At 71.5% G+C, this 25,800-nt stretch carries 26 protein-coding genes, 1 tRNA gene and 1 pseudogene; 9 read left to right on the top strand and 19 right to left on the bottom strand.

Features of this window, described 5'->3' with window-relative positions; genetic code table 11:
* Positions 1-30: 30 nt before the first annotated feature.
* Both GT755_RS34445 and GT755_RS34440 read left to right on the top strand, forming a co-directional pair.
* On the top strand, positions 31-861 hold the full coding sequence (locus GT755_RS34445; protein ID WP_161483762.1) for an SDR family NAD(P)-dependent oxidoreductase: 831 nt from the start codon (positions 31-33) through the stop codon (positions 859-861).
* A gap of 85 nt (positions 862-946) precedes the next feature.
* A complete protein-coding gene (locus GT755_RS34440; protein ID WP_161483761.1) occupies positions 947-1,270 on the top strand; it encodes a nuclear transport factor 2 family protein in 324 nt (107 codons plus the stop codon).
* Between the two features lie 270 nt (positions 1,271-1,540).
* Here GT755_RS34440 and GT755_RS34435 read toward each other — a convergent pair whose 3' ends face one another.
* Complete coding sequence (locus tag GT755_RS34435) at positions 1,541-2,014, bottom strand: GNAT family N-acetyltransferase (protein WP_161483760.1); 474 nt, start codon at positions 2,012-2,014, stop codon at positions 1,541-1,543.
* Positions 2,015-2,017: 3 nt separating this feature from the next.
* Here GT755_RS34435 and GT755_RS34430 point away from each other — a divergent pair.
* Positions 2,018-2,146, top strand: a pseudogene (locus tag GT755_RS34430) (CGNR zinc finger domain-containing protein); the annotation flags it as partial.
* A gap of 13 nt (positions 2,147-2,159) precedes the next feature.
* Here GT755_RS34430 and GT755_RS34425 read toward each other — a convergent pair.
* The 3 genes from GT755_RS34425 to GT755_RS34415 form a co-directional block, all read right to left on the bottom strand.
* Complete coding sequence (locus tag GT755_RS34425) at positions 2,160-2,768, bottom strand: hypothetical protein (protein ID WP_161483759.1); 609 nt, start codon at positions 2,766-2,768, stop codon at positions 2,160-2,162.
* A 103-nt stretch (positions 2,769-2,871) separates the two neighbouring features.
* The gene (locus tag GT755_RS34420; RefSeq protein WP_161483758.1) at positions 2,872-4,650 is read right to left on the bottom strand and encodes a ThuA domain-containing protein; all 1,779 of its coding nucleotides are present in this window, start codon (positions 4,648-4,650) and stop codon (positions 2,872-2,874) included.
* A 78-nt stretch (positions 4,651-4,728) separates the two neighbouring features.
* Positions 4,729-7,548 carry a carbohydrate-binding protein gene (locus GT755_RS34415; protein WP_161483757.1) on the bottom strand — a complete coding sequence of 940 codons (2,820 nt, stop codon included), beginning with the start codon at positions 7,546-7,548 and terminating at the stop codon, positions 4,729-4,731.
* Between the two features lie 391 nt (positions 7,549-7,939).
* Here GT755_RS34415 and GT755_RS34410 point away from each other — a divergent pair, with 391 nt between their 5' ends.
* The gene (locus tag GT755_RS34410) at positions 7,940-9,457 is read left to right on the top strand and encodes an arabinofuranosidase catalytic domain-containing protein (RefSeq protein ID WP_161483756.1); all 1,518 of its coding nucleotides are present in this window, start codon (positions 7,940-7,942) and stop codon (positions 9,455-9,457) included.
* 46 nt (positions 9,458-9,503) lie between these two features.
* Here the strand turns inward: GT755_RS34410 and GT755_RS34405 are convergent, their stop codons facing one another.
* The 11 genes from GT755_RS34405 to selA all read right to left on the bottom strand — a co-directional run bounded on the left by GT755_RS34405 (position 9,504) and on the right by selA (position 16,832).
* Positions 9,504-10,019: a hypothetical protein gene (locus GT755_RS34405; RefSeq protein WP_161483755.1), complete on the bottom strand. Its 516-nt coding sequence runs from the start codon at positions 10,017-10,019 to the stop codon at positions 9,504-9,506.
* The gene (locus GT755_RS34400; protein WP_161483754.1) at positions 10,016-10,516 is read right to left on the bottom strand and encodes a MauE/DoxX family redox-associated membrane protein; all 501 of its coding nucleotides are present in this window, start codon (positions 10,514-10,516) and stop codon (positions 10,016-10,018) included. Before GT755_RS34400 ends, GT755_RS34405 begins: the two co-directional genes overlap by 4 nt.
* A gap of 3 nt (positions 10,517-10,519) precedes the next feature.
* On the bottom strand, positions 10,520-11,008 hold the full coding sequence (locus GT755_RS34395) for a hypothetical protein (protein ID WP_161483753.1): 489 nt from the start codon (positions 11,006-11,008) through the stop codon (positions 10,520-10,522).
* 72 nt (positions 11,009-11,080) lie between these two features.
* Positions 11,081-11,245, bottom strand: coding sequence for a hypothetical protein (locus tag GT755_RS34390; protein ID WP_161483752.1), 165 nt, complete (start codon positions 11,243-11,245; stop codon positions 11,081-11,083).
* A complete protein-coding gene (locus tag GT755_RS34385; protein ID WP_161483751.1) occupies positions 11,242-11,739 on the bottom strand; it encodes a hypothetical protein in 498 nt (165 codons plus the stop codon). Before GT755_RS34385 ends, GT755_RS34390 begins: the two co-directional genes overlap by 4 nt.
* 4 nt (positions 11,740-11,743) lie before the next feature.
* Positions 11,744-12,274 carry a hypothetical protein gene (locus GT755_RS34380; protein ID WP_161483750.1) on the bottom strand — a complete coding sequence of 177 codons (531 nt, stop codon included), beginning with the start codon at positions 12,272-12,274 and terminating at the stop codon, positions 11,744-11,746.
* Complete coding sequence (locus GT755_RS34375; RefSeq protein ID WP_161483749.1) at positions 12,259-12,936, bottom strand: hypothetical protein; 678 nt, start codon at positions 12,934-12,936, stop codon at positions 12,259-12,261. The genes GT755_RS34380 and GT755_RS34375 overlap by 16 nt, the downstream gene beginning before the upstream one ends.
* 60 nt (positions 12,937-12,996) lie before the next feature.
* Positions 12,997-13,746 carry an AfsR/SARP family transcriptional regulator gene (locus GT755_RS34370; protein ID WP_161483748.1) on the bottom strand — a complete coding sequence of 250 codons (750 nt, stop codon included), beginning with the start codon at positions 13,744-13,746 and terminating at the stop codon, positions 12,997-12,999.
* A gap of 28 nt (positions 13,747-13,774) precedes the next feature.
* Positions 13,775-13,868 (bottom strand) — tRNA-Sec (locus GT755_RS34365).
* 13 nt (positions 13,869-13,881) lie between these two features.
* Positions 13,882-15,555, bottom strand: a complete 1,674-nt coding sequence (locus GT755_RS34360) for a SelB domain-containing protein (RefSeq protein ID WP_161483747.1) — start codon at positions 15,553-15,555, stop codon at positions 13,882-13,884.
* Positions 15,546-16,832 (bottom strand): L-seryl-tRNA(Sec) selenium transferase, encoded by a 1,287-nt coding sequence (selA, locus tag GT755_RS34355; protein WP_161483746.1) that lies wholly within the window; start codon positions 16,830-16,832, stop codon positions 15,546-15,548. Before selA ends, GT755_RS34360 begins: the two co-directional genes overlap by 10 nt.
* A gap of 48 nt (positions 16,833-16,880) precedes the next feature.
* Between selA and selD the strand changes: the two genes are divergently transcribed.
* Positions 16,881-17,864 carry a selenide, water dikinase SelD gene (gene selD / locus GT755_RS34350; RefSeq protein ID WP_202610880.1) on the top strand — a complete coding sequence of 328 codons (984 nt, stop codon included), beginning with the start codon at positions 16,881-16,883 and terminating at the stop codon, positions 17,862-17,864.
* Here selD and GT755_RS34345 read toward each other — a convergent pair.
* Positions 17,857-18,558: a FadR/GntR family transcriptional regulator gene (locus GT755_RS34345; RefSeq protein ID WP_161483744.1), complete on the bottom strand. Its 702-nt coding sequence runs from the start codon at positions 18,556-18,558 to the stop codon at positions 17,857-17,859. The genes selD and GT755_RS34345 overlap by 8 nt on opposite strands.
* Before the next feature lie 213 nt (positions 18,559-18,771).
* Between GT755_RS34345 and GT755_RS34340 the strand changes: the two genes are divergently transcribed.
* From GT755_RS34340 to GT755_RS34330, 3 genes are read left to right on the top strand one after another with little or no spacing between them, the layout of a single operon-like run.
* Positions 18,772-19,839 (top strand): sugar ABC transporter substrate-binding protein, encoded by a 1,068-nt coding sequence (locus tag GT755_RS34340; protein WP_161483743.1) that lies wholly within the window; start codon positions 18,772-18,774, stop codon positions 19,837-19,839.
* Positions 19,840-19,877: 38 nt separating this feature from the next.
* Positions 19,878-21,380: a sugar ABC transporter ATP-binding protein gene (locus GT755_RS34335; protein WP_328794722.1), complete on the top strand. Its 1,503-nt coding sequence runs from the start codon at positions 19,878-19,880 to the stop codon at positions 21,378-21,380.
* Positions 21,373-22,407: an ABC transporter permease gene (locus GT755_RS34330; RefSeq protein WP_161483741.1), complete on the top strand. Its 1,035-nt coding sequence runs from the start codon at positions 21,373-21,375 to the stop codon at positions 22,405-22,407. Before GT755_RS34335 ends, GT755_RS34330 begins: the two co-directional genes overlap by 8 nt.
* 27 nt (positions 22,408-22,434) lie before the next feature.
* Here GT755_RS34330 and larE read toward each other — a convergent pair whose 3' ends face one another.
* Genes larE through GT755_RS34315 form a run of 3 tightly spaced genes read right to left on the bottom strand, consistent with a single transcriptional unit; the run spans position 22,435 to position 25,253 of the window.
* The gene (larE, locus tag GT755_RS34325) at positions 22,435-23,244 is read right to left on the bottom strand and encodes an ATP-dependent sacrificial sulfur transferase LarE (RefSeq protein WP_161483740.1); all 810 of its coding nucleotides are present in this window, start codon (positions 23,242-23,244) and stop codon (positions 22,435-22,437) included.
* Positions 23,237-23,947, bottom strand: coding sequence for a FadR/GntR family transcriptional regulator (locus tag GT755_RS34320; RefSeq protein WP_034385638.1), 711 nt, complete (start codon positions 23,945-23,947; stop codon positions 23,237-23,239). The genes larE and GT755_RS34320 overlap by 8 nt, the downstream gene beginning before the upstream one ends.
* Before the next feature lie 10 nt (positions 23,948-23,957).
* Positions 23,958-25,253 carry an enolase C-terminal domain-like protein gene (locus GT755_RS34315; RefSeq protein ID WP_161483739.1) on the bottom strand — a complete coding sequence of 432 codons (1,296 nt, stop codon included), beginning with the start codon at positions 25,251-25,253 and terminating at the stop codon, positions 23,958-23,960.
* Positions 25,254-25,601: 348 nt separating this feature from the next.
* Here GT755_RS34315 and GT755_RS34310 point away from each other — a divergent pair.
* A partial coding sequence (locus GT755_RS34310) for a twin-arginine translocation signal domain-containing protein (RefSeq protein ID WP_161483738.1) occupies positions 25,602-25,800 on the top strand: 199 nt, incomplete at its 3' end.

The following is a 25,800-nucleotide window of genomic DNA, read 5'->3' as shown; positions in this document are numbered from 1 at the left end:
CATTGCTCGCTATAGCGAAAGGAGAAGTCCATGAGGACTTGGTTCATCACCGGCGGGACGCCCGGAGGGTTCGGCCTGGTCTATGCCGAGGCTGCGCTGAAAGAGGGCGATCAGGTGGTGGTGACCGCGCGTCGGCCATCTGAGCTGCGGGAATGGGCTGAACCGCACGGCGGCCGTGTGCTGGTTCTCCAGCTCGACGTCACCGATGCCGAGCAGGTGCGCGCGGCGGTCAAGACGGCGGAGGAGCGGTTCGGCGGGATCGACGTACTCGTCAACAACGCGGGCCGTGGCTGGTTCGGCTCGGTCGAGGGGGCCCCTGACGAGACGATCCGCCGCACGTTCGACCTCAACCTGTTCGCCGTGGTCGAGGTGATACGCGCGGTCCTGCCGGGTATGCGGGCACGCGGCGACGGCTGGATCGTGAACATGTCGTCGGTGGCGGGCCTCGTCGGCGCGCAGGGGTTCGGCTACTACTCGGCGGCGAAGTTCGCGCTCGAAGGACTGTCGGAGACACTGCGCCAGGAAGTCGAGCCGTTCGGTGTGCGCGTGCTCGTCGTAGAGCCGGGAGCGTTCCGCACCAAGGCTTTCGCCGGCTTCCAGAACGAGCCCGTCAACGAGACCGTCGACGCCTACGTGCCGATGGTCGAGGGCGTCAAAGCGGCGTTCGTGGCACACGACGGCAAGCAAGAGGGTGACCCCGAACGCGGAGTGCAGGCCGTGATCAGCGCGATGAACGCACCGGTTCCGCCGCAGCGGATCGTGCTCGGCAACTCCGGCTACGACGTCGTCGTCGCGATGCACGAGAACGCACTCGCGGAACTGCGCGCGAACGAAGAGCTCTCACGCGGTGCGGACTTCTGAGCCCGTCGCCAGAAGTCGTGTCCGTGACCCGCGGGAGCGGACCGACTCACCACACACAACCGAACCCGAAGACCGGAGAACACAAATGGACGACATCAAGCTTCCCAAGGCCGTCGCGAACTTCATCGCGGCCACCAACGCACACGACGCGAACGCGCTGGCCGCGGTCTTCGGCGACGACGCCACCGTGCGCGATGACGGGACGACCTACACCGGCGAGGCCGAGATCCGCGAGTGGATCCAGGGGCACCTGATCAACCCCAAGATCGTGATCACGCCGACCTCGTTCGCGGGCGACCGTCTGGTGGCCTCCGGGGACGGCGAGTTCCCCGGCGGGCCCCTGTCCTTCGCGTTCGTGTTCGGAATCAAGGGCGACCAGGTCACCGACCTCGCGATCGACCCCGTCTAATTCATCACCGGCCGCCCCGGCCGTGAACAAGGACCGGCCATGGATCAACCCGGCAGCTGCGACGCCACCGAGGCCTGTCCGACAAATGATCACGGTGGATGCGGTCAGATGAGCGCCCGTGCTGCGACGAGGCGAGCCGACCGACAAGGCCCGGCAACGGATCGAGCCCCTGCTGCCCGCGACGGACGGCAGGAGACGGCCCTGGTGTGATCACCACGAGGTCATCGACGGGATCTTGTGGCGGTCGCGGCGTCTGAAAGAGGCCGAACGTCAGGCCGACGACGGTTTCCAGCACAACAGGGGGTCGGGGTGGTCGGCGAAGCCGAGGTCGCGGTAGAGGGGTTCGGCCTGCCCTGAGGCCGTCAGGTCGACCCGCACGGCGTCGCGTTCGCGGAACCAGCCGAGCAGCCCGAGCATGATGGCCCGGCTGTGCCCGCGCCGCCGGTGGGCCGGGTCGGTGACCATGCCGATGACGTGGCCGATCCGCCCGTTGCGTGAGTGGGGGCCGGGGAACCACTGCTCGACGGTGCCGATGCCGCAGGCGGCCAGGCCGGTGTCGGCGTCCACGACGAGGATCCGGCAGTCGGGTTCGGCCAGCTTCCGGCCGAAGACCCGGGCGAGGGCGGCCCGCCAGTCGTCGGCGGGGTCGGCCGGAGAGAAGAACTCGCCGCCGAGGTCGTCGAAGAGCAGCGCCCTCAGCCGGACGAGTTCGGGAATGTCATGCCTTGTTGCCGTTCGTACCATCGCCGGTGCGCCGTCGAGGGCTGCGACCAGATCTTCGCCGACACCTCCCGCACCGCGCGCCGGCGCTACTGCTCCCAGCCGTGCGCCAACCGCGACGCGGTCCGCCGCCACCGGGCCCGCACCCTGGCGTGACCGGCGACGCCGTTCAGGCTCGTTTCGCGTACACCTTCTTCAGCTTCGCGACCGCCTTCTTGGTGTTCTTGACGGTCGTCGGCCAGGTCGAGCGCCCCTTGCCGCTCTGGCCCTGGTAGACGATCACCGCGCTCCTGTACGCGACCACCACGAACTCCGACACGTAGGTAGCGTTGCGTCCCAGACCGTAGGGGACGTAGTCGAAGGTGACCTGGAAGGCGTAGGTGGCGTCACCGAGGTTGGCGACCTTCTTCCGCTTGAACGAACTCTCCCCGCGGAACCCGGTCTGGCCGTCACAGGCCGGACCGACCCTGCTCGCGGCGGCCTTGAGGCTCTTGATCGTGGCCGCGTTCCCGGTGAAGACCTGATGCAGCGCGGCGACCTTGCCGAACGTCCACGCCGACGGCCGCGTTCCGCCGAAGGCGGCGTCGTAGCCCTTGAGCGCCTCCATGCACCGGGCGTGGTCGACGCGGAAGGTCGACAGAATGCCGGCGTCCACATCGCGGACGAGCACGCCCGTGCCCTTGCCGAAGTCCTTCGCCGTGAGAAGCGCGGACTTGATCTCCGCGTCCGAGAGCGGCGCCACCGCCAGCGAACCCGCCAGCACCAGAGTCATGATCATGCGGGCACGCTAACGACATCCCATCCCGTGATCAATGAAACTGCGCGAACCGGTGGAGCCGGTCGCCTCGGCGGCCGGCTCCACGGTTTGCCTCAAGGGTTGATCAGACGCGGGTCCACTTCTGGTTGCCGCCGCCGTGGCAGGTCCAGATGTGCAGGCGGGAGCCGTTGGCGGTGCCGGAGCCCACCACGTCCAGGCACTTGTTCGCCGCGATGGCGGTGATGCTGCCGTCGGAGTTGAAGCGCCACTTCTGGTTGTTCTGGCCGTTGCAGTCCCAGATGCTGACCGCGGTTCCGTTGGCGGTGCCGTTGCCGCTCACGTCCAGGCACTTGTTGCCGTAGACGCGCAGTTCGTTCGCGGCGGTGGAGGTCCACCTCTGGTTGGTCTGGCCGTTGCAGTCCCAGATCTGCACGATCGCGCCGTTGGCCTGGGAGGCGCCGCTGATGTCCAGGCAGCGGCCCGACGCGACGCCCCGGATGGCGCTGGTGGTGCCGGTCGAGGGAGACGGGGACGGGGAGGGCGACGGCGAGGGAGAAGGTGACGGCGAGGGCGTCACGGTGGTCAGTTCCTTGATGCGGATGTTGCGGTAGGCCACCACGTCGGGGGACCCGTGGTTCTGGATGCCGATGTACCCCTGGGTGAGCGAGCGGGCCGGATCGGTGTTGGTGAAGTCGTTGATCTTGGTTCCGTTCAGGAACACCTGCAGCCGCTCACCCTCCACCAGCAGCTCGTAGGTGTTCCACTGACCCGGCGGGTTCAGGGCCGCGTCGCGGGCGGCGATGTCGGCCGCCTTGAAGCCGTAGATCGCGCCGGTCGTCTTGTCGGCGGTGTCGGTCGCGTCGATCTGCACCTCGTGACCGGTGTTGAGCGCGGTCTGCGGGTCGCTGGTGGCGGGGAAGCCGACGATGACGCCGGAGTTGGAGTCGCCGTTCAGCCGCCAGTCGAGCTTGAGCGAGTAGGACGCGAACTGCTTGGTGCTGTACCAGAGCATGCCCATGCCGCCCGAGGAGGTCAGCGTGCCCGAGCTGTTCGAGAACGACCCCGGCCCGGCCTGCTGCCAGCCCGTCGTCGAGCCGTTGTACAGCGCGGTGTAGCCGGTCTCGGGGCGGCAGTCGGCGTGGGCCGCCTTGGCCGCGTACCGGATGCCGCCCAGCAGCAGGGTGCGGAAGTTGGAGTCGGAGTACGACGCCTGCGTGTGCCCGAGGCCGGTGTAGAAGGCGCGGCCCGACTGCTGCGGGTGGCACCAGGTGATCGGGTGGTCGCCCATGCCGCCGCCGCTGTAGCTGCTCTCGTCCAGGTTCTGCAGGACGCGCACGTTCGGGCGGGGGTTGCTGCGGAAGCTGTACCACTCGTCGCTGCGCGACCAGGTCGTCCCGAGGTGGGAGGTCGCGGGGTGCGCCCGGTCCTCCTGGCGCACGGTGGCCTGCTGGATCGCGGGGTGGCTGTTGAACCAGGCGCCCACCAGCTGCCCGTAGAAGGGCCAGTTGTACTCGGTGTCCGAGGCCGCGTGGACGCCGACGTAACCGCCGCCGCCGTTCACGTAGGTCTGGAAGGCCGACTGCTGGGTGTCGTTCAGCACGTCGCCGGTCGTGTTGAGGAACACCACCGCCTGGTACTGGGCGAGGTTGGAGGTGTTGAACGCGTTGGAGTCCTCGGTCGCGTCGACGGTGAAGTCGTTGGCCGACCCGAGGTCGCGGATGGCCTGGGTTCCGACGGCGATCGAGTCGTGCCGGAATCCGGCCGTCTTGGAGAAGACCAGCACCTTGAAGGCGGCGGCGTGGGCGGGCACGGCCGGGATCACCGTCGCGGCGGCGGCGGTGGCAAGCGCCACCGCGGTCACCGCCAGGCGCCTGAGCGCGGCAGAGGTCAGATGTCGCAGCATGGGGTTCCTTCCGTGGTGACGCCCGGCGCGGTCGCGCCGGGCGTCACACCGATGGTTTTCTGGCTGGGGCGCGGAGCCTCAGACGCGGGTCCACTTCTGGTTGTTACTGCCGTTGCAGGTCCAGATCCGGGCCTTGGTGCCGTTGGCGGTGCCGTTCACCTCCAGGCACTTGTTCGCGCCGACGGCGGTCATGCTGCCGTCGGAGTTCAGGCGCCACTTCTGGTTGTTCTGGCCGTTGCAGTCCCAGATGAGGACCGCGGTGCCGTCGGCCGTGCCGGCGCCGCTCACGTCCAGGCACTTGTTGCCGTACACCCGCAGCTCGCTCGCGGCGTTGCTGGTCCACGACTGGTTGGTCTGGCCGTTGCAGTCCCAGATCTGGGCGAGCGCGCCGTTGGCGGTCGACGCGCCGTTGACGTCCAGGCACCGGTTGGAGCCGGTGCCCCGCAGCGCGTTCGTCCAGCCGGTCGAGGGGGTGCCGGTGGCGAAGGTGAAGGAGTCCACGTCGAACAGGTAGCCCTGGCCCGTCGCGCCGCGGAAGACCAGGTACAGCGTCGTGGCCCCGGAGGGCGCGCCGCTGAGGGTCGCCGAGACGTTGGCGAAGGTGTCCCAGCTTCCGGTGGCGGCCACGGTGGCCGTGCCGAGCAGCGTGCCCGTGGCCGAGCCCGCCCGGACCTCGATCCGGCCGCCCGCGCCCGCCGAGGAGACCCGCGCGGTGAAGCTCGTGGCGTTGCTCAGGTTGTACGGCTGGAAGGAGATCCAGTCGCCGTCGTCGACGAAGCCCACCGTCTTGCCGCCCTCGGCGGCGGTCTTGTCGGCCGTCTGCACGCCCTGCTGGGCGCCGAAGTGCTCGGCCTGGCGGAGCCTCGGCTGGAGCGTCCGGGTGCTCGTGGAGGTCAGGCTGCCGTTGTCGGTGTAGGAGGCCGTGAAGACGCCGTAGATGTTCGCCGCCGAGTCGTGCTCACCGTCGACCGGCACCGCGATGGAGCCGCTGCACCCGGTCTGGGAGGTGATCTGGTGGGCGTGGCTGTCGTGGCCCAGGAAGTAGGTGACCGACACCCGCGAGCAGTCGATCGTGCCGTCCTCCGGGTCGCTGACCGAGACCTGGTAGGAGACGGTCTCGCCGAAGGAGAACAGCCGGCCGTCGCCGGGGGTGGTGAGCGTGACCGACGGGGCGGTGTTGCCGACCGTCACGTTCACGCTCGCGCTGCCGGTCAGTCCCTGCGGGTCGCGGACGGTGAGCGTGGCGGTGTAGGCGCCGTTGGCGGTGTAGGTCTTGCTCGGGTTGGCGGAGGTGGAGGTGGTGCCGTCGCCGAAGTTCCACGAGTACGTCAGCGAGCCGCCCTCGGGGTCGGAGCTGCCCGACGACGAGAAGTTCACCGTCAGCGGGGCCGCCCCGGAGGTCTTGTCGGACGAGGCCCGCGCGATCGGGTTCCGGTTGGCCTGGCCGATGTACTCGACCCGGTAGAGGGCCTGGTTGTTGTTGCCGGTGCCGTAGTCGAGCACGTACAGCGCCCCGTCGGGGCCGAAGGCCATGTCCATCACCTGCGTGCCCGACCAGGGGAACGCGGAGATCTCGCCGTAGCCGCCGGAGGAGGTCACCTCGATGGCCTTGATCCAGCGGCGGCCGTACTCGCCGGCGAAGAACCGGCCGTTGAGGGCCTGGGGGAACTTGACGTTGGAGTTCAGGTTGGCGTCGTAGCGGTAGACCGGGCCGCCCATCGGCGACTCGGAGCCGGAGCCGAACTCCGGCGGCGAGCCGGCGTCACCGGCGTACCGGATCCACGCGGGCTTGGCCGCGGGGAGGGTGGACAGACCGGTGTTGCGGAAGGAGTTGTTGGTCGGCCCGCCGGAGCAGTTGTACTTGCTCCCGGTGCTGTTGCTGGCGAAGTTCCACTCGTTGTAGGTCTCGCTGGTGCTGTTGGAGCCCGTGCAGTACGGCCAGCCGTAGAAGCCGGGGCCGGTCACCCGGTTGAACTCCACCTGGCCGCTGGGGCCCCGGTTGGAGTTGGACGACCCGGCGTCGGGACCGTAGTCGCCGAGGTAGACGACGCCGGTCGCCTTGTCGACGCTCATCCGGAACGGGTTGCGGAAGCCCATCGCGTAGATCTCGGGCCGGGTGTTGGCGGTGCCCGGCGCGAACATGTTGCCGCTGGGGATCGTGTAGGTGCCGTCGGCCTGCGGCTTGATGCGCAGGAGCTTGCCGCGCAGGTCGTTGGTGTTGGCCGCGGAGCGCTGGGCGTCGTACTGCGGGTTGCGGTTGGTGCGCTCGTCCAGCGGGGAGTAGCCGCTCGACTCGAACGGGTTGGTGTCGTCGCCGGTGGTCAGGTAGAGGTTGCCCTGGGCGTCGAAGTCGATGTCGCCGCCCACGTGACAACACTGGCCCCGGTCGTTGGCGACCCGCAGGACCACCTTCTCGCTGGAGGTGTTGAGGGTGTCGTCCGAATTCAGGGTGAACCTGGACAGGTACAGTTCACCCTTCCACGCGTCGAACTGCGATTGCGTGCCGGTGGCGGGGGCGTCGCCGCTGGGGGTGCTCAGCCGGGGCGAGTAGTAGAGCCAGACGTACCTGTTGGTGGCGAAGCCGGGGTCGACCGCCACCCCCTGGAGGCCCTCCTCGTCGTGGCTGTAGACGTTGAGGCGGCCGGCCACCTTGGTGTTGCCGTTGACGTCGGTCACGCGGACCGTGCCGTCGCGGGCGGTGTGGATGACCGAGCGGTTCGGCATCACGGCCAGGGACATCGCCTCGCCCAGCTCGTTGCCGCCGGAGGCGAGCGACACCTGCTGGTAGTCGGAGGGCGAGATGGTCAGCGCGTTCGCCGGGGAGGCGGAGAGCGCGACGACCGCGGGCGCGATGAGCGCCATCGTGGTCAGCATCCTGAGCCACGGACGTCGGGACATGCGGTGTTCCTTCCTGACAAAGGAGAAGTCAGGGCAAGGCGCGCGCCGCCACGCTGTTGCCGGGAGGGTCATGCTTCTCGTGCCCGGAGGTGTGCCGCCTCGGGAGCATCGCTACCTATTACGTTCAGGCCACCCGTGATCGTCAAGGGCTTAAGCCTGCTTATTTCATCGACCACCTGCCGAGGACCCGGCCGGGAGTGGTCGTCCATCTGTTGTGAGCTGCGGATATCGCCGCAGTTGCCGGGATACCTGCCGGAAATCTGAATGAATCATTCAGGCGCGTCGTCCCGATGAGCCCACACAAGCCATGGCCCATAGGCCAAGTCAGTCATACTCTTACCGCGAATCGAATCGATTCGCTCCCTTTCCCCCTTCGCGAAGGAGCTCGACCATGCAGCGTTCGCCCATCCCCTTACCGGGCCGCCCGCTACTCGTCGCGGCGGTCGTGGTGGTGCTGACCACGCTCCTGGCCACCACCCTGACGTGGTGGGCCCCGGCCACCGCGGCGACCACCCCGTTGGTGGGCACGGCCTCCGGCCGGTGCCTGGACGTGCCGGGGGCCTCCCAGGCCAACGGCGCCCAGACGCAGATCTGGGACTGCAACGGGCAGGCCAACCAGCAGTGGACCACCACCACCGCCGGTGAGCTGCGCGTGTACGGCAACAAGTGCCTCGACGTGAACGCCGCGGGCACGGCCGACGGGACCAGCGTGATCATCTGGGACTGCAACGGCCAGAACAACCAGAAGTGGCGCCTGAACTCCGACGGCAGTGTCACCGCCCTCGGCGCGAACAAGTGCCTCGACGTGTCCGGCTACGGCACCGCCAACGGCACCCGGGTCCACATCTGGACCTGCCACGGCGGGGCCAACCAGAAGTGGTCGACCGGCGCCCAGCCCAGCCCGTCGCCCACGCCCACCACGAGCCCGAGCCCGCCGCCGCCCGGCGCCCGCCCCTGCGACATCTACGGCGCCGGCGGCACGCCGTGCATCGCGGCGCACAGCACGACGCGCGCGCTCTTCAACGCCTACGCCGGGAACCTCTACCAGGTCAGGCGCTCCTCGGACAACACGACCAGGAACATCGGCGTGCTGACCGCGGGCGGGGTCGCCAACGCCGCCGCGCAGGACTCCTTCTGCGCCGGCACCACGTGCGTCATCACGGTGCTCTACGACCAGTCCGGGCGCGGCAACGACCTGTGGTACCAGGGGTCCAGCGTGGTCCCCGGCTCGCCGCAGAGCCGGCCGGCGGTCGCCACCACCGAGTCCCTCACGGTCGGCGGCAACAAGGCGTACTCGCTCTACATCAACCCCGGCAACAGCTACTGGCGGGACGGCCACCTGACCGGCGTCCCGACGGGCAGCGCCCCCGAGGGCATGTACATGGTCACCAGCGGCGTCCACGTCAACAACGGCTGCTGCTTCGACTACGGCAACAGCGAGACCACCAGGAAGGCCGACGCCGCGGGCGCCATGGACGCCATCAACTTCAGCACCCAGTGCTGGTTCGGCGGCTGCCAGGGGACCGGCCCGTGGGTGCAGGCCGACCTGGAGTGGGGTCTGTTCCCCGGCGGCAGCCAGTCGTGGAACCCGAACCAGCGGGCCTTCCCGCACAAGTTCGTGACCGCCACGCTGAAGAACAACGGCACGACCCGCTTCGCCATCAAGGGCAGCAACGCCCAGTCGGGCGGCCTCTACACGCTGTACGACGGCCCGCTCCCCAACGGCTACAGCCCGATGAAGAAGCAGGGCGCCATCATCCTGGGCAGCGGCGGCGACTGCTGCAAGCCCGACGGCGGCGCCAACCTCAGCGCGGGCACCTTCTACGAGGGCGCCATGGTCGCCGGATATCCGACCGACGCCGTCGAGAACGCCGTCCAGGCCGAGGTGATCTCCGCCGGCTACCGCTGACGGACCGGGCCCCGGAGGGCGGCCGCGAACCGGCCGCCCTCCGGGGTCACCCGGCCTTCGCCGCCTGTGCACGGGCGGCGTCGCCGATCGCGGCGAGGTCGTCTCCGGGACCGCTGACGACGATCAGGTGGTCCTCGGTGAACACGGCGATCTCCGTCGTGTCGCCGCGCACCACCACGTTGGACGGTCCGGGCCGCGACTCCACCTTCCCCGCCGAGGAGCACTCGGCGTAGAAGCGCTTGAAGGTCTGGAAGACGTCCGTGCCGGAGACGACGACCTCGGACACCGACGCCCCGCCGGCCGACTCGAACACCCGGAAGCGCACCCGGGCGTCCTCCGGGGCGATGGTCCGCTTCCCGCACGGCACCAGCGCCTCGTCGAGGTCGGCCCAGCGGGTGTCGCCGGTCGTACCGGCCGTCCAGGGGCCGCCCGGCAGCTGCGCCGCGTCGAGGAGCACCTGTGGCGGCGGCGGCGACGGGCCGGCCGCGACCGGTTCCTCCTCCCCGGTGCAGGCGGACAACCCGGCCACCGCGACCGCGACGACGAGCGCCCATCGGCTCATCTGATCCTCCTTCGAGGGGACGACGACGAAACGGACGACACCGACGCCGCCACGACCGCCAGCAGGGCCGCGAACCCGGCCAGGGCCAGGTGGAGCAGGCGGACGGGCGCGGTCTCCGGGAGGGGGACCGTCCCCGCCGCCATCACGGCGCTCGCGGCGGCCCACACGGCGCCGACGCCCGCTTTCACCGGGGACACGGGGGTGACCGCGTCGAGACAACCGCACGGGACCCGGCCGCGTACCCGCAGCAGGACCAGGAGATACCCGGCCAGCGCGGTGTGCCACACCGCCGCCGCCAGCCAGACGTGCCGCCCGGGATGCCCCCAGAGCCAGACGCCGATCACCGCGACGCCGAGCACCGGGTCGATCAGACCGGCGGCGCGGATCACCCAGGCGGGCAGCAGGCCGTGGGCCCGCGTGACCTCCTCGGAGCGCAGGAACGCCGCCGCCACGAGCAGCAGCGCACCGGCCAGGGCGACGTCCGCGATCAGGATCATCGGTCACCACCCCAGGAGCAGGACCGCCAGGGCGGCCAGGAACCCGGCCGCGCACCACCGGCCCACCCACGCGAGCCCGCCCAGCAGGTGGCGGTCCCATCCGGAGGGGTCGCCGCTCAGGGAGCGGGTGAGCGGCATCAGCACCCGGCCCAGACCGAACCCGAGCCCGGCCAGCACTCCGGGGAGCAGACCCCCGACGAGCACGACCGTGAGCACCAGGGCGTGCGGGAGCGCGGTCGGCGTGAACGTGCGCACGCCCGTGCCCATCTCGAAGCCGAACTGGAACGGCCCCTCGAACCGGCTGCGCGGGATGATCTCCTGTGGCACCAGCCTGCGGTTCTGGATCAGCGCGAGGGGACGTCCGGCCAGCTCGAAGGCGAGCAGCACCGCCACGACCGGGATCAGCGCCCAGGTCCGCACGGCGTCCGGCACCACCGAGACGAGGCCGCCGAAGGCCCCCGCGACCGTGCCCGACACCAGCCCGCCCAGCACCAGCCCGGACGAGAACGCCGTGAGTTGTCCCCGCCAGACCGGCGAGGTCAGCAGATCCGCTGAGTTGAGGCTTCAAACCGAGCCGGACAACGAGAACCCGGCGACCACGCCCATCAGCGCCCAGGCGAGGAAGTCCAGCCTCCCGGGCCAGACCGCGCCGGCCACCGCCACGAGCGTCGTCAGGGCGAAGAGGGACCCGGCCGTGCGGGTGGCGGGCAGCCCCAAGGGCAGCGTCACGGGTTGGCCCGGGAGCAGATGTAGAAGGTGCTGCCCGCGCCGTACACCACGAAGCGGCCGTCGGCGCAGCGGTAGGGGGTGCTGCCGGCCGTCCAGCGCCAGGCGTTCTTCTTGGAGACCCCGCCCGCACCGCACTCGACGATCGGCGTGTAGTAGGAGTAGGCGTTGCCGTCGGTGCGGAACCAGCCGTCGCTGCCGCAGTAGCTGCTGGCGTACGAACCGCCCACGCACACCCGCTGGGTGGTGCCGTCGCGGTAGCCGTCGAAGTTGGCGTAGCCGCTGTTGGAGCAGCCCGACCACTCCGTGCCCACCGTCGCCGAGGCGCTTTTGATACGCGCGGGCGGCAGCGCGCCCACCACGTTGAGCGCCAGGGCGCCGCCGAGCACGCCGACCGACTTGACCATCGTGCGGCGCGACACGCGGGCCCGGACCGGCGGACGCGCCTCCACGTCCTCGTCCGCCGACGGCACGTCGGACCAGTAGTCGCGGGTCATGCGGTCACCTCACGTTCGACGATTCGGGCAGGTCCACCCCGAGGAGCCGGTCGAGGTCCGGGTCGGACCCGACCACGCGGCGCCACTCCTCGGCGCCGTCGGGGGCGTACTTCACGAGAGAGGGGGTCGCGCCGACCGCGACCGAACCGAGCAGGTCGGCGTCGACGACGGCCTCGACGTGGGGGGCCGGTCCGGCCCAGGCCGCGCACGCCTCGCCCGCGCTCAGCAGGACGAGACGGCCGTCCACCCGGCCGGGCGGCATCCCGGCCAGGTGGGCGGCGCGGTCCCGGCAGCTCGGACACTGCTCGGAGACCACGAGGACGAAGGTCGGCCGCCCGTCGGCGGAGGCGAAGCGGGGCACCCTCCGGACGGCGTCCGGGCCGGGGGCGGCGGGGACGGCCAGCACCGCCTGCTGCAGCTCGCGCACGATCCGGAGCAGCGCGGAGATCGCGAACAGGGCGATCACCATGCCGAGGAAGGCGAAGACGGCCAGCGAGTTGACGACGTTCTGCACGGCGGTCAGCTCAGCCCGCACGTGAGGGAGTCGGCGACGGCCGCGAAGCGCGGGTCGTCGGCGTCCCTGGCGGTGAGGATCGTGGTCGTCGAGGTGTTGACCAGGATGGCCGAGCGGAGCACCCGCCCGTCGTCGGCCCGTTCGTCGCGTTTCCACAACGCGCCGCCGCGCACCCGTTTTCCGCTGCCGCCGGGGGTGGGCAGCGCCCCGGCCGGGTTCACCTGGATCGAGCAGACGCCCTCCAGGCTGTTGACCGCGAGCAGGCCGTCCAGGCGCACCCGCGCGCCGAGCCGGGGGGCCACCACGACCCCTTCCGGGGAGTCGCGGACGTCGAAGGCGGCGAGCTGGCCGATGAACACCTCGAACGGCACGTTCGTGCCCTGGATGAACGTGTAGAGCTCGTGGTGCGGCCCGATCCAGAGCATCGTGGTGCCGCCGTTCTCCGGGTCCTCGTGGGAGACCAGCCGGGCCCCGTTCCACGACACCTCGCGGACGGTGAACCGGTCGTACTCGCCGAGGTGGCGGGCGATCAGCTCACGCGCGCCCGCCGCGCCGGTGTGGAACCGCTGGGCGCCGTTGTCGCCCCGCGCCCAGAACAGGTAGTCCCAGCCCATGGTGAAGGGCTGCGGGCTGCCGTCGACGGTGAGCGTACGTCCATCTGGTGTTCGCGCTAACATCGCCACGCCACAAGAGTGAGCGGTCCGCGTCCACGTCCGCCACACGACCGCCATACTGCCGCCACATCACAGGCCGGCGTCCTCCATGAGGATGCGGTCGTGCAGGGCCGTGAGCGTGGTCGACGGTCCGACGCCGATGTGCTCGACCAGCGCCGCCCGGCAGTCGTGGTAGGCCAGCAGCGCGTCGGCCCGGCGTCCGCTCTTGTGCAGGGCGAGCATCAGGCGCGCGCGCAGGTCCTCGCGCAGCGGGGCGCGGTCGACCGCGATCCGGAGCTGGTCGATGGCCTCGTCGTAGGCCCCCAGGCGGATGCACGCGCCGGCGAAGTCGCCGATCGCGGCCGTGCGGCGCTCGTTGAGCTGGGTGGCGGCGTTGCGCAGCGCCTCGGAGCTGTCGGCCAGGTCCTGGAGCGCCCCGCCGCGCCAGAGGGCGAGCCCGTCGCGCAGCAGGCGGGCCGCCTCGGCGTCGTCGTGCTCGGCCAGGGCGGCGGCCGCCGCCGACCGCGCCGCCTCGAAGTCGGCCAGGTCGAGCCGGCCCTCGACGTCGGCCACCCGGTAGCCGCCGGGCTCGGTCCGGATCTCGACGCCGGAGCAGGCCAGCCCCTTGCGCAGGTCCGCGATGTACGTCTGGAGGTTCCGCCGCGCCGACGGCGGGGCGCCGTCGCCCCACAGGACGGCGATGCAGCGCTCGGTCGGGACCGTGTGGGGCGAGTCGAGCAGCAGGAGGGCGAGCAGCTGGCGGTGCTTGATCCGGGTCACGGCGAGCTGACTGCCGTCCGGCCGTTGGATTTCGAAGTGCCCGAGCAGGAGAAATCTCATGGAACTCCAGCCGACTCTGGGGGGAGCAGCGGAGACGGACGGGAATCGAACCCGCCGCGCCGAGATCCTCGGCGCCACCGGTTTTGAAGACCGGGAGGGCCACCAGGCACCTGCACGTCCCCGATGGTAACGCTATCAAAGAAATGTTCTGGAACCAGAGGCGTCCTGGCGCCGGGTGACGCCGAGGCGGTCGAGGTGCTCCAGGAGCGGGACGACGACCCGGCGGCTGGTCTTCAGCGCGGTCCGCGCCTGCGCCACGGTGAACGGCCGGGGCAGCCGGGCCAGCACCGCGGCCGCCTCCTCCGGCGCCTCGGGCGGCAGGACGACGCCGGGGGCCAGCCGGACCAGCTCGCCCGCCGCCTCGGCGACGGCCAGCGCACGCGCGTCGAGACCCAGTTCCGCCAGCCGGGCCGCGTCCGGCGCGGTGAACGGGTCGTCGGCCCAGCCCCGCCGCAGTTCGGCGACGCCGGGGGTGCGGGCCGGCAGGACCAGCCGCCCGCGCACCAGGCGGATGGGGGTGCCCTCGGCCAGGGCGTCGACCAGCGACCGGTCCGGCAGGTCGAGCAGCCGCCGCGCGGTCTCCGCCGCCATGCCCGGCTGAGCGGCCACGGCCTCGGTGAGGCGGGTCCGCAGCCCCGCCCAGTGGGCGGGATCGGCGACCCAGTCCCCCGCGACCGGTTCCGCCGTGACGGGCGTGCCCATGGCGGCCAGGTCGCCGCGCCGGGCCAGGCCCCGCCGCCGCAACTCGGCCGCGCCGTCGGGGCGGCGGGACATCCCGGCGAGCTCGGCGGCCCGCGCCCTGGCCGCTCCCCTGCGCCGCAGCTCCGGCGGCCGGACGTCGAGCACCACCGCGCCCCACACGCGGCGGCTGCCGGGGTCGCGCAGCAGCGCCCGGTCGCCGACCCGCAGGGGCAGCGGCCGGGGCAGGGTGACCCGCGCCGTGCCGGCGCCGAGGGCGCGCAGCCGCGCCGGTTCCGCCGCGGTGCCGAAATGCCAGGTCACGTGGTCCGGCGGACGCCCTTCACCGGAGACCCGGATGTCGAGCACCCCGACGTCGAGCCAGCGTCCCGGGGTCACCAGCGTGTCCCCGCGCCGGGGACGCGCGCCGCCGCGCAGGTTCACCGCGACCCGCGCGGGCGCGGCGACCTCGGCCTTCGCCTCGTTGAGGCTGTGCAGGCCCCGGACGCGCACCTCGTCGCCGCCGAGCCGGAGCCCGTCGCCGACCCGGATCACCCCGGCGCCCAGCGTCCCGGTGACGACGGTCCCCCGTCCCTCGACGGTGAAGACGCGGTCGATCCACAGGCGCACGTCCGCCTCCGGGTCCGGGCCGGCCATCGGGATCGAGGTCAGCAGGGCGCCGAGGCCGGGCAGGCCGTGGCCGGTGACCGCGCTGACGGCGATCGACGGCACGTCGGCGAGGATGGTGCCGCGCAGGTGTTCGCGGCAGTCGGCCAGCACGGGTTCCGGGTCGGCGAGGTCCGACCGGGTCACGGCGAGCACGCCCCGCCCGACGCCCAGGGCGTGCAGGATCTCCAGGTGCTCCTGGGACTGCACCGCCCAGCCCGAGTCGGCCGCCACCACGAACAGCACCGCCGTGACGGGGCCGACCCCCGCCAGCATGTTGCCGACGAAACGCTCGTGACCGGGCACGTCGACGAAGGTGAGGTCCTCCGTCCACACGTAGCCGAGGTCGATGGTCAGCCCGCGTCTGCGCTCCTCCTCCCACCGGTCGGGCTCCATGCCGGTGAGCGCCCGCAGGAGGGTGGACTTCCCGTGGTCGACGTGCCCGGCCGTGGCGATCACCCGCACGCCGCCACCACCGCGTGGAAGAGGTCGTCGTCGCGGTGCGGCGCGACCGCGCGCAGGTCCAGCAGGCAGCGCCCGCCCTCGACCCGGCCGACCACCGCCGGGTCGCCCGTGCGCAGCGGCCCGGCCAGCGCTTCGGCCACCGCCACCGCCGCGCTGGGCAGCACGACGCCGGGTGCTCCCCCGCCGCCGACGGCGGCCCCGGTGTCCAGCGCCTCGGCCGGCACGCCCGCCTCGGCCAGCCGTGTCACCAGGTCGTCGGCGCGGCGGCGCAGGGCGGCCGGGTCGGCGCGCAGGGCCTCGCGGGCCGGGTTGGCGGTGTGGGTGAGCGTGGCCTCCATCGCGGCGAGCGTCAGCTTGTCCACGCGCAGGGCGCGGGCCAGCGGGTGGCGGCGCAGCCGCTCGACCACGCCGGCCCGTCCGAGCAGCAGGCCGCACTGCGGACCGCCGAGCAGTTTGTCGCCGCTGGCCGTGACCAGGTCGGCGCCCGCGCGGAGCCACGTCGCCGCGTCGGGCTCGTCGGGCAGCAGCGGTTCGGGCGTCAGCAGGCCCGAACCGATGTCGGCGACGAGCGGCACGCCGAGCCCGGTCAGTTCGCCGACGGACGGTGTGGCCGCGAAGCCCTCGATCCGGTAGTTCGAGGGGTGCACCTTGAGCACGAACCCGGTTGCGGGCCCGATGGCACCGGCGTAGTCGGCCACGGTGGTGCGGTTGGTGGTGCCGACCTCGCGCAGGCGGGCGCCGGTGGAGGCGAGCAGGTCGGGCAGCCGGAAGCCGTCGCCGATCTCGACGAGCTCGCCGCGGCTGATCACGATCTCCCGCCCCTGGGCCAGCGTGGTCGCGGCCAGCACCAGGGCGGCGGCGTTGTTGTTGACGAGGTGGACCGCCTCGGCGTCCGGGACGGCCCGCGCGAGCGCGGCCAGCGCCGCCCGGCCGCGCCGGGCCCGGCGGCCGGTCTCCAGGTCGAACTCGACGTCGGTGGTGCCCGCCGCCGCGCGGACGGCGTCCAGGGCCGGGGCGGAGAGCGGGGCCCGGCCGAGGTTGGTGTGCAGGAGCACCCCCGTGGCGTTGATCACCTGGCGGGGCCCGCCGCCCGGCAGCGACCGCACCACCTCGTCCGGCACGTCGGCGGGGCCGATCTCGCCGTCTCTCGCCCGTCTCTGGGCCGCCCGCACGGCCCCCTTGACCCGGTCGCGGCCCATGCGTTCGACGAACGGGGCGAGGCGGGGATCGTCCAGGAGCGCGTCGGTGCGCGGGATGTGGCGCCGGGGATCGGTCACGACAGATCGGGATATACCAATCCGCCGTTCCGCGCAATGATCCCGATCATGGTGAGACTGACCCAATACGCCCAAGGCGGCGGCTGCGCGTGCAAGATCCCACCCGGCGAGCTCGAGGACGTCCTGACGGGTTTCGGCGTCAGCCCCAAGGACCCGGCCGGGGAACTGCTGGTCGGGCTGGAGACCGGAGACGACGCGGCCGTCGTCCGCGTCGAGGGCGGCACGGCGGTGGTCGGCACCGCCGACTTCTTCACCCCGGTGGTGGACGACCCCTACGACTGGGGCCGCATCGCCGCCGCCAACGCCCTGTCCGACGTGTACGCCATGGGCGGCCGCCCCCTCATGGCGCTCAACCTGCTCTGCTGGCCGCGGGAGACGCTCCCGTACGACCTGGCCCGCGAGGTCCTGCGCGGCGGCGCCGACGTGGCCGCGCTGGCCGGCTGCCACGTGGCGGGCGGCCACAGCGTCGTCGACGCCGAGCCGAAGTACGGCATGGCCGTCACCGGCCTCGCCGACCCCGCCGCCCTGATGCGCAACGACGCGGGCCGCGCCGGGCTGCCGCTCTCGCTGACCAAGCCCCTGGGTCTCGGCGTGCTGAACAACCGCCACAAGGCGACGGGCGAGGTGTTCCCGCAGGCCGTCGCCGTCATGACGGCGCTGAACGCCGCCGCCAGCGAGGCCGCCGTCCGGGCCGGGGTGCGCTGCGCGACCGACGTGACCGGGTTCGGGCTGCTCGGTCACCTGTTCAAACTGGCCAGGGCCTCGGGGGTGACGGCGATGCTGGACAGCGGGAAGGTGCCGCTGCTGGAGGGCGCGCGGGAGGCCGTCAGGGACGGCTTCGTGCCAGGGGGTTCGCGCCGCAACCTCGGCTGGGTGGCGCCGCACCTGTCGGGCGGGGCCGACGAGGAGACGATGCTGCTGCTGGCCGACGCGCAGACCTCCGGAGGGCTGCTGATCGCCGGGGAGGTGCCCGGCGCGCCGGTGATCGGCGAGCTGGTGCCGCGCGGCGAGCACCCCATCGTGATCAGGTGACGCGCTCGCCCGGTTCGCGTACCAGGTTCTCCCGCAACCAGGTCTCGGTCGTGCTCACGTGCATGAGCGCGGCCGCCTGGGCGAGCACCGCGTCGCCCCGCTCCAGCGCCCGGTAGATGGCGACGTGCTCGGAGACCGTGCGGCCGGCCACGTTGCCCTCCAGCACCCCGCGCCAGACCCGGGCCCGGACCGTCCGGCTGGCTATCCCGACGAGCAGGGCGCACAACGCCCGGTTGCCGGTGGCCTCGAACACCGCGCGGTGGAAGGAGTCGTCGTGGTGGGTGAGCAGCTCGACGTCGCCCTGGGCGGCGACCATGGCGTCGAGGTGTCTCTCCAGCTCCGCGAGCTGGGCCGGCGTGATGCGGGTGGCCGCCAGGCTGGTGGCCACCGGCTCGAACAGCCGGCGCACCTCGGTGATCTCCAGCAGGTCGTCGCCCTGCATCATCTCGACCGCGACGCCGACCCCCTCCAGCAGCAGCGCGGGGTCGAGTGAGGTGACGTAGGTGCCGTCGCCCCGCCGCACCTCCAGCACCCGGGTCGTGACCAGGGATCGGACGGCCTCGCGGAGCAGGTTGCGGGACAGCCCCAGCGAGGCGGCCAGGTCCTGCTCGGGAGGCAGCCGGGCTCCGGGAGGGAGCGTCCCGTCCTTGATGAGCTGCCGGATGCGGACGATCGCCTGCTCGGTCAGAGACATAGGAGCATCCTGCCCCCAAGGCCCCCTCCCCGGGAAACCCGAGACAGACATGTGATGTTCGACGGCGAGCCGATAACGGCGTTCTGACATAAGCGCAGGTGATCGCGATTATGTTCGTCAGCTCTAGACACCGACATGGTTTGGGTCATAGAAAGACATCCCATGTCCGGCGCTCAAAGCGGGCTTACCGCAATGGCACCCGAAGGAGTGACGATGAGAATCAGACGCTTACCCGTCGCCGTGACGTTGTCAATGGCGGCCTGCCTCTTGGCGGCGTGCGGCGGGGAGGAGACGCCGGGGCCGACGGCCAACGCCCCGGCGAAACCGGTCATCGGGGTCGACTACCCCCGGTCCGACACCGACTTCTGGAACTCCTACATCAGTTACGTGCCGAAGTTCGGCGGCGAGATCGGCGCCGACCTGAAGACCACCAACTCGCAGAACGACATCGCGAAGCTCACCGCGAACGTGCAGAGCCTCGTGAGCCAGGGCATCCGCGGGCTGGTCATGGCGCCGCAGGACACCGCCGCGGTGGCCCCCACGCTCCAGCAGCTCGAAGGCAAGAAGATCCCCGTGGTCCTGGTGGACACCCGGCCCGACACGGGCAACGCCTTCATGGTCGTCCGCGCCGACAACCGCGCCTACGGGGAGAAGGCCTGCCGCTACCTCGGTGAGCAGCTCAAGGGCGCCGGCAAGGTGGTCATGCTGCAGGGCGACCTCGCCTCCATCAACGGCCGCGACCGCACCGAGGCCTTCAACGAGTGCATGGCGCAGAACTACCCCGGCATCAAGGTCTTCGGCGAGGCCACCAACTGGGACGGCGCGGTCGCCTCGCAGAAGTTGTCGACGGTGCTCACGGCCAACCCCGACGTCAAGGGCGTCTACATGCAGTCGAGCTTCGCCCTGGCCGGCACCCTCCAGGTGCTCAAGCAGCGCAACCTGCTGGTGCCCCCGGACGACCCCAAGCACGTCTTCGTGGTCTCCAACGACGGCATCCCGCAGGAGCTCAAGGACATCGCGGCGGGCAACATCGACGCGACCGTGTCCCAGCCCGCCGACCTCTACGCCAAGTGGGCGCTGGAGTACACCAAGGCGGCGATCGACGGCAAGACCTTCGCCCCCGGGAAGACCGACCACGACAGCACCATCATCGAGGTCCGGCCGGGCCTGCTGGAGGACCAGCTCTCCGCGCCGCTCGTCACGCGCGACGGCGCCACCTACGGCGGCATCCCCAGCGTCAAGCACGACGACAAGTCGCTCTGGGGCAACAACCTGAGCTGAGAGGCACGACGATGGGCGCTTCCACGAGCCCTTCCTCCGTGAACGGCCCCGTCGCCGAGGCGGAGCGCATCACCAAGAGATACGGCGAGACCGTGGCGCTGGACGGCGCCCACATCACGATCATGCCGGGCGAGACCCACGCGCTCGTCGGGCGCAACGGCGCGGGCAAGTCCACCCTCGTCTCCATCCTGACCGGCCTGCAGGAGCCCGACGAAGGGGAGGTCCGGTTCGCCGGGCGGCCCGCGCCCCGCCTGTCGGAGCGCGACGCCTGGCGGGAACGGGTCGCCTGCGTCTACCAGAAGTCCACGATCATCCCCGAGCTGACCGTGGCCGAGAACCTCTACCTGAACCGCCACGACCACAACGGCCTGCGCCTGGTGAGCTGGAAGAGCATGTGGCGCAAGGCCGCCGAGCTGCTGGAGGCCTGGGCGGTGGACGTCGACGTGCGCCTGCCGGCCAAGGAGCTCGGCGTGGAGCAGCGGCAGTTCGTCGAGATCGCCAGGGCGCTGTCCTTCGGCGCGCGGTTCATCATCCTGGACGAACCGACCGCGCAGCTCGACGGAGCGGCGATCGCCCGCCTCTTCGACCGGATGCGGGCGATGCGCGAACAGGGGGTCACCTTCCTGTTCATCAGCCACCACCTCCAGGAGATCTACGAGATCTGCGACACCGTCACGGTCTTCCGCGACGCCCGGCACATCCTCACCGCGCCGGTCATGGAACTGCCCCGGGGAGACCTGGTGGCCGCCATGACCGGGGAGGCGGCGGGCCTTCAGGAGAGGAAGGCCCGCCCCTCCGTCCCTCCGGACGCCGATGTGATCCTGGACGCCCGCGGGCTGACCGACGGCGACCTCTACACCGCCGTCGACCTGCGGGTGCGGGCGGGAGAGATCGTCGGGCTGGCCGGCCTCGGCGGCAGCGGGAAGACCGAGCTGGCCGAGACGATCGCGGGGCTGCGGGCCCCCCGCGAGGGCACGGTCGAGGTCGCCGGGCGCCGCCCGCGCGCCGGGAGTGTGCCCGACTCGCTGGCGGCGGGGGTCGGGCTGGTCCCCCGCGACCGCCACCACCAGGGGCTCATCCCGTTGATGTCGATCGCCGACAACACCACGATGACCGTGCCGGAACGGCTCGGCACCGCCGGGCTCGTGAGCAGCCGGCGCCGCGACGACCTGGCCCGCGAGATGATCACGAATCTGGCCATCAAGACCCCCGGCCCGGAGCTGCCCGTCAACGGCCTGTCCGGGGGCAACCAGCAGAAGGTGGTGATGGCCCGGGCCCTGGCGAGCGACCCCCGCCTGCTCGTGCTGATCACCCCGACGGCGGGCGTGGACGTCCGGTCCAAGGAGTTCCTGCTCGCCAAGGTCGAGGAGATCGCCGGGAAGGGCACCGGCGTCGTGATCGCCTCCGACGAACTGGACGATCTGCGGCTGTGCGACCGGGTCCTGGTGATGTTCCACGGCCGGGTCACCACCGAACTGGCCGCCGGCTGGCACGACCACGAGATGGTGGCGGCCATGGAAGGAGTCGAGCTCGATGCCTGAGACCACCGCCGCCCCGACGGAGACCGGCCGGCCCGCCCCGAAGGGATCGGGGAGGTCGCCCGCCGGGCTGCGCCTGGCCCGGTTACGCGACTTCGCGCTGGTTCCGGCGATCATCGCGATCGCGATCGTCGGGCAGATCGTGCACCCGATCTTCCTGCAGGCCGACAACCTGATCAACATCCTGCAGACCATGTCGGAGATCTCACTGCTCGTCCTGGCCCAGGCGCTCGTGCTCATCGTGGGCAAGATGGACCTGTCGCTGGAGTCGACCTTCGGCCTCGCGCCGGGCGTGGCCGCCTGGCTGACGGTCGCGGTGGGCACCGGCTCGGGTCTCGGGCTGCTGTCCGGCTTCTGGGCGATCCCCATCACCCTGGCGGTCGGGGTGCTGGTCGGGGTGGTGAACGCGTTGTTCATCGTCCGGTTCGGGCTCAACGGGTTCATCGTCACCCTGGGCATGCTGATCGTGCTGCGGGGCCTGCTCACCGGCATCTCCGGCGGGCAGACCTTCTTCAACCTCCCGGAGTCGATGACCTACCTGGGCTCGGCGATGTGGCTGGGCGTGCCCGCCTCGATCTGGATCTGCCTGCTGCTGTTCGCGGTCGGCGTCCTGGTCATGGGCTTCACCGGGTTCGGCCGCTCGCTGTACGCCATCGGCGGCAACGTCGACGCCGCGAAGGCCGCGGGCATCCGCACCGACCGGGTGCTCTGGATCACGCTGATCACCGCCAGCGTGCTGGCGGCGATCGGCGGCCTGCTGCTGACCGGGCGGCTGGCCTCCGTCGCCGCCGCGCAGGGCGACGGGGCGATCTTCACCGTGTTCGCCGCCGCCGTCATCGGCGGGGTCAGCCTCAACGGCGGCAAGGGCACGGTGTTCGGCGCGTTCACCGGCATCCTGCTGCTGTACATGATCCAGAACGTCCTCACCCTCGCCGGCGTGCCGGCGCAGTGGATCGAGGCGCTCAACGGGGCGATCATCCTCACCGCCCTGGCCCTGTCGCGGCTGACCGGCGGCAAGACACAGGAGTGACGCCCCCGTGATCTCGCGTCCGGGCGCCTACGACGGCAGCAGAGGGAGCAGCGCGTTGAGGCGTCCGGACGCGAACCCGGACAGGTCGAGCGAGCAGAAGGTGAAGCCGGCGCCGCGCACGGCGGCGTCGACGTGGTCGCGCAGCTCGCCGGCGCGGGCGATCTGGTCCTTCGGCACCTCGATCCGGGCGAGGGTGCCGCCCGCGTGGGCGCGCACCCGGCACACCGGGAAGCCGAGATCGCGCAGCGCCGCCTCGGCGGCCTCGATCCTGGCCAGCACCTCGGGCGTGACGGGGTCGCCGTAGCTCACCCGTGAGGCCAGGCACGGCGCGGCGGGCTTCTCGGCGGTCACCAGGCCGAGCTCCCGGCTGACCGCGCGCACGTCGGCCTTGGTCAGCCCGGCGTCGACCAGCGGCGTGATGACCCCGCGCTCGGCCGCGGCGCGCTGGCCGGGCCGGTGGTCGCCCAGGTCGTCGAGGTTGGTGCCCAGGGCGACGGCCGCGCCCATGGCCGCGGCCAGCGGGGTGAGCGCGTCGAACAGCGCCGACTTGCAGTGGTAGCACCGGTCACGCCCGTTCGCGGTGTACTCCGGCCGCTCGATCTCGTCGGTGCAGACCTCGACGTGGGCCAGGCCGTGCTCGCGGGCGAAGGCCCGCGCGGCGGACCGCTCGGACGCGGCCAGGCTCGGCGAGACCGCGGTGACCGCCAGGGCGCGGGTCCCCAGCGCCCGGCCGGCGGCGAAGGCGAGCAGGGCCGAGTCGGCGCCGCCCGAATAGGCGACGACGACCGCCTCCTCCTCGCGCAGCCGGGCCGTCAACCGCTCGACGGGGTCACTCATCGTTGTCCTCTCTGAAGTCACGCGAGCCCGCCAGGCTCTCCTCGACGCCCAGCACGTGCATGGCGGCGTGGATGCGGGCCCGCTCCGGATCACGCGCGAGCAGCGCCAGGTAGACGGCGCGGTGCTCCCCCAGCGTGCGCTGGACGGCCTCCGGGTCGGTCATGCCGCGCCAGATCCGGGCCCGGACCGTGCGGCCGGACATGTTCTGGATGACGGCGGCCAGCACGGCGTTGCCGCAGTGGGAGGTGATCAGCGCGTGGAAGTCCTGGTCGAGGGCGACGAGCTTGCCGTGGTCGATCTCGGGCCCCGAGGCGAGGCGCTCGGCCTCCTCCAGCAGGTTCCCCAGGGCGACGAGGTCGTCGTCGGGGATGCGGACGGCCGCCAGAGCCGTCGCCTCCGCCTCCAGGATCCGCCGTACGTGCAGGAACTCCCCCGCGCCCGCGTGCTGGTGGATGTCGGCGACGAAGCTCATGCCGTCGAGCAGCAGCGCCGGGGACAGGCTGGTGACGTAGGTGCCGTCGCCCTGGCGCGTCTGCAGGACCCGCATCGCGATCAACGCCCGCACGGCCTCGCGCAGGGTGTTGCGGGCGATGCCGAGCTGATCGGCGAGCTCCTTCTCGATCGGGAGTTTCTGGCCGGGACGCAGCTCGCCGTCGACGATCATCTGCTTGATCGTGTCGATCGCGCTCTCGATGACTCCCACGCCACCATCCCTACTGCCGTGCCCACCGCGGGCCATCAGGGTAGCGGTAGGCCGCCACGGACTCCGGACGCATCTGGGCGCTGTAGCCCGGCGCCCCGGGCAGGCGGTAGCGGCCCCCGTCGATCCGGACCGGGTCGGTGAAGTGCTCGTGCAGGTGGTCGACGTACTCCAGCACGCGTCCTTCCAGGCTGCCGCTCACGCAGACGTAGTCGATCACCGACAGGTGCTGGACGATCTCGCAGAGGCCGACGCCCCCGGCGTGCGGGCACACCGGCACGCCGAACTTCGCGGCCATGAGCAGGATGGGGATGATCTCGTTCACCGAGGCCAGGCGGCAGGAGTCGATCTGGCAGTAGTCGATCGCCTCGGCCTGGAGGAGCTGCTTGAACATCACCCGGTTGTGGCAGTGCTCCCCGGTGGCCACGCCGACCGGGGCGATCGCCTTGCGGATGGCGGCGTGGCCCAGGACGTCGTCGGGGCTCGTCGGCTCCTCGATCCACAGCGGCTCGAAGGCGGCCAGCCGGTTCACCCAGGAGACGGCGTCCGGCACGTCCCACACCTGGTTGGCGTCGATCATGAGGTGGCGGTGGCCGAGCTCCTCGCGGGCGATGGCCAGCCGCCGCAGGTCGTCGTCGAGGTCGGCGCCGACCTTGAGCTTGACGTGGGTCCAGCCGTCGGCCACCGCCTCCCGCACCAGCCGCCGCAGCTTGCCGTCGTCGTAGCCCAGCCAGCCGGGCGAGGTGGTGTAGGCGGGGTAGCCCCGTTCGGCCAGTTCGGCCACGCGCTCCTCGCGGGTGGGCCGCAGCCGGGCGAGCATCTCGACGGCCTCGGCGGGGGTCAGCACGTCGGACAGGTAGCGGAAGTCGCAGGCCGCCACGATCTCCTCGGGCGTCATGTCGGCCACCAGGCGCCACAACGGCTTGCCGGCCCGGCGGGCGGCCAGGTCCCAGGCGGCGTTCAGCACGGCGGCCGCGGCGAGGTGCACGACGCCCTTCTCCGGTCCCAGCCAGCGCATCTGGCTGTCGGCCATGATCTCCCGGTAGAGGCCGCCCAGGTCGGCGGCGAGGCCGTCGACGTCGCGGCCGTTCAGCCGGGCGGCGATCTGGCGGGCGGCGGCCACGCACAGGTCGTTGCCGCGTCCGATGGTGAAGGTCAGGCCGTATCCCGTCAGGGCGTCGTCGTCGGTGCCGAGGACCACGTACGCGGCGGAGTAGTCGCCGTCCGGGTTCATCGCGTCCGAGCCGTCGAGGGTGGCGGAGGTGGGGAACCTGACGTCGATCACGTCCACTGCGGTGATCGTCGGCATAATGATCTCCAATTGATCGGATGAATACGGGTTAGACGGTAGGCCGCGACCCGTCTGAGGTCAACAAACTAGCCGATTGGTCGTTTCTCGTCTTCACTTAACCCGATGAATCTGCCGACCTGCCCGCGCGCGAGCGCACAACGGCCGGTCGGGCACGGTGATCCGCGTGGACGATCAGCCGCGAGGCCAATCAATCCCATGTCTCACCATGATCATGTGGCGAAAGAGGGCAAATGTCGGCCCTCACAACGACTATTGACCCTATTAATCCCATGTTTGTAACCTGACGGTCACATTGCCTCGCGTGTGGCGAGCCCACCCGTACCCCAGGGAACGGAGAACCGAGAGATGTCTGACTTATCCCGCAGGCAGGTGCTGCGCTTCGGCGCCGCGGGCGCCGGAGCGGCGATCCTGCCCCTGCAGTGGACGGCGGTCGCCAGGGCGGCCGCCGCGCCGCCGGCCGAGGCCGGTGACCTGGCCCTGTGGTACGACGAGAGCGCCGGCACCGACTGGCTGCGCGCGTTGCCGATCGGCAACGGCCGATTGG

The organism is Herbidospora solisilvae (genome assembly GCF_009901565.1).
GTDB lineage: Bacteria > Actinomycetota > Actinomycetes > Streptosporangiales > Streptosporangiaceae > Herbidospora > Herbidospora solisilvae.
This window is presented reverse-complemented; position numbering and strand designations above follow the sequence as displayed.

Excerpts from the sequence above, each read along its gene's own strand:
- GT755_RS34420 (WP_161483758.1), bottom strand. The coding sequence starts at position 4,650 with ATGCTGCGACATCTGACCTCTGCCGCGCTCAGGCGCCTGGCGGTGACC.
- selD (WP_202610880.1), top strand. The coding sequence starts at position 16,881 with ATGGTGAGACTGACCCAATACGCCCAAGGCGGCGGCTGCGCGTGCAAG.
- GT755_RS34330 (WP_161483741.1), top strand. The coding sequence starts at position 21,373 with ATGCCTGAGACCACCGCCGCCCCGACGGAGACCGGCCGGCCCGCCCCG.
- GT755_RS34400 (WP_161483754.1), bottom strand. The coding sequence starts at position 10,516 with ATGATCCTGATCGCGGACGTCGCCCTGGCCGGTGCGCTGCTGCTCGTG.
- GT755_RS34405 (WP_161483755.1), bottom strand. The coding sequence starts at position 10,019 with ATGAGCCGATGGGCGCTCGTCGTCGCGGTCGCGGTGGCCGGGTTGTCC.
- GT755_RS34415 (WP_161483757.1), bottom strand. The coding sequence starts at position 7,548 with ATGTCCCGACGTCCGTGGCTCAGGATGCTGACCACGATGGCGCTCATC.
- GT755_RS34445 (WP_161483762.1), top strand. The coding sequence starts at position 31 with ATGAGGACTTGGTTCATCACCGGCGGGACGCCCGGAGGGTTCGGCCTG.
- larE (WP_161483740.1), bottom strand. The coding sequence starts at position 23,244 with ATGAGTGACCCCGTCGAGCGGTTGACGGCCCGGCTGCGCGAGGAGGAG.
- GT755_RS34340 (WP_161483743.1), top strand. The coding sequence starts at position 18,772 with ATGAGAATCAGACGCTTACCCGTCGCCGTGACGTTGTCAATGGCGGCC.
- GT755_RS34370 (WP_161483748.1), bottom strand. The coding sequence starts at position 13,746 with ATGAGATTTCTCCTGCTCGGGCACTTCGAAATCCAACGGCCGGACGGC.
- GT755_RS34440 (WP_161483761.1), top strand. The coding sequence starts at position 947 with ATGGACGACATCAAGCTTCCCAAGGCCGTCGCGAACTTCATCGCGGCC.
- GT755_RS34315 (WP_161483739.1), bottom strand. The coding sequence starts at position 25,253 with ATGCCGACGATCACCGCAGTGGACGTGATCGACGTCAGGTTCCCCACC.
- GT755_RS34385 (WP_161483751.1), bottom strand. The coding sequence starts at position 11,739 with ATGACCCGCGACTACTGGTCCGACGTGCCGTCGGCGGACGAGGACGTG.
- GT755_RS34425 (WP_161483759.1), bottom strand. The coding sequence starts at position 2,768 with ATGATCATGACTCTGGTGCTGGCGGGTTCGCTGGCGGTGGCGCCGCTC.
- GT755_RS34410 (WP_161483756.1), top strand. The coding sequence starts at position 7,940 with ATGCAGCGTTCGCCCATCCCCTTACCGGGCCGCCCGCTACTCGTCGCG.
- GT755_RS34345 (WP_161483744.1), bottom strand. The coding sequence starts at position 18,558 with ATGTCTCTGACCGAGCAGGCGATCGTCCGCATCCGGCAGCTCATCAAG.
- GT755_RS34435 (WP_161483760.1), bottom strand. The coding sequence starts at position 2,014 with ATGGTACGAACGGCAACAAGGCATGACATTCCCGAACTCGTCCGGCTG.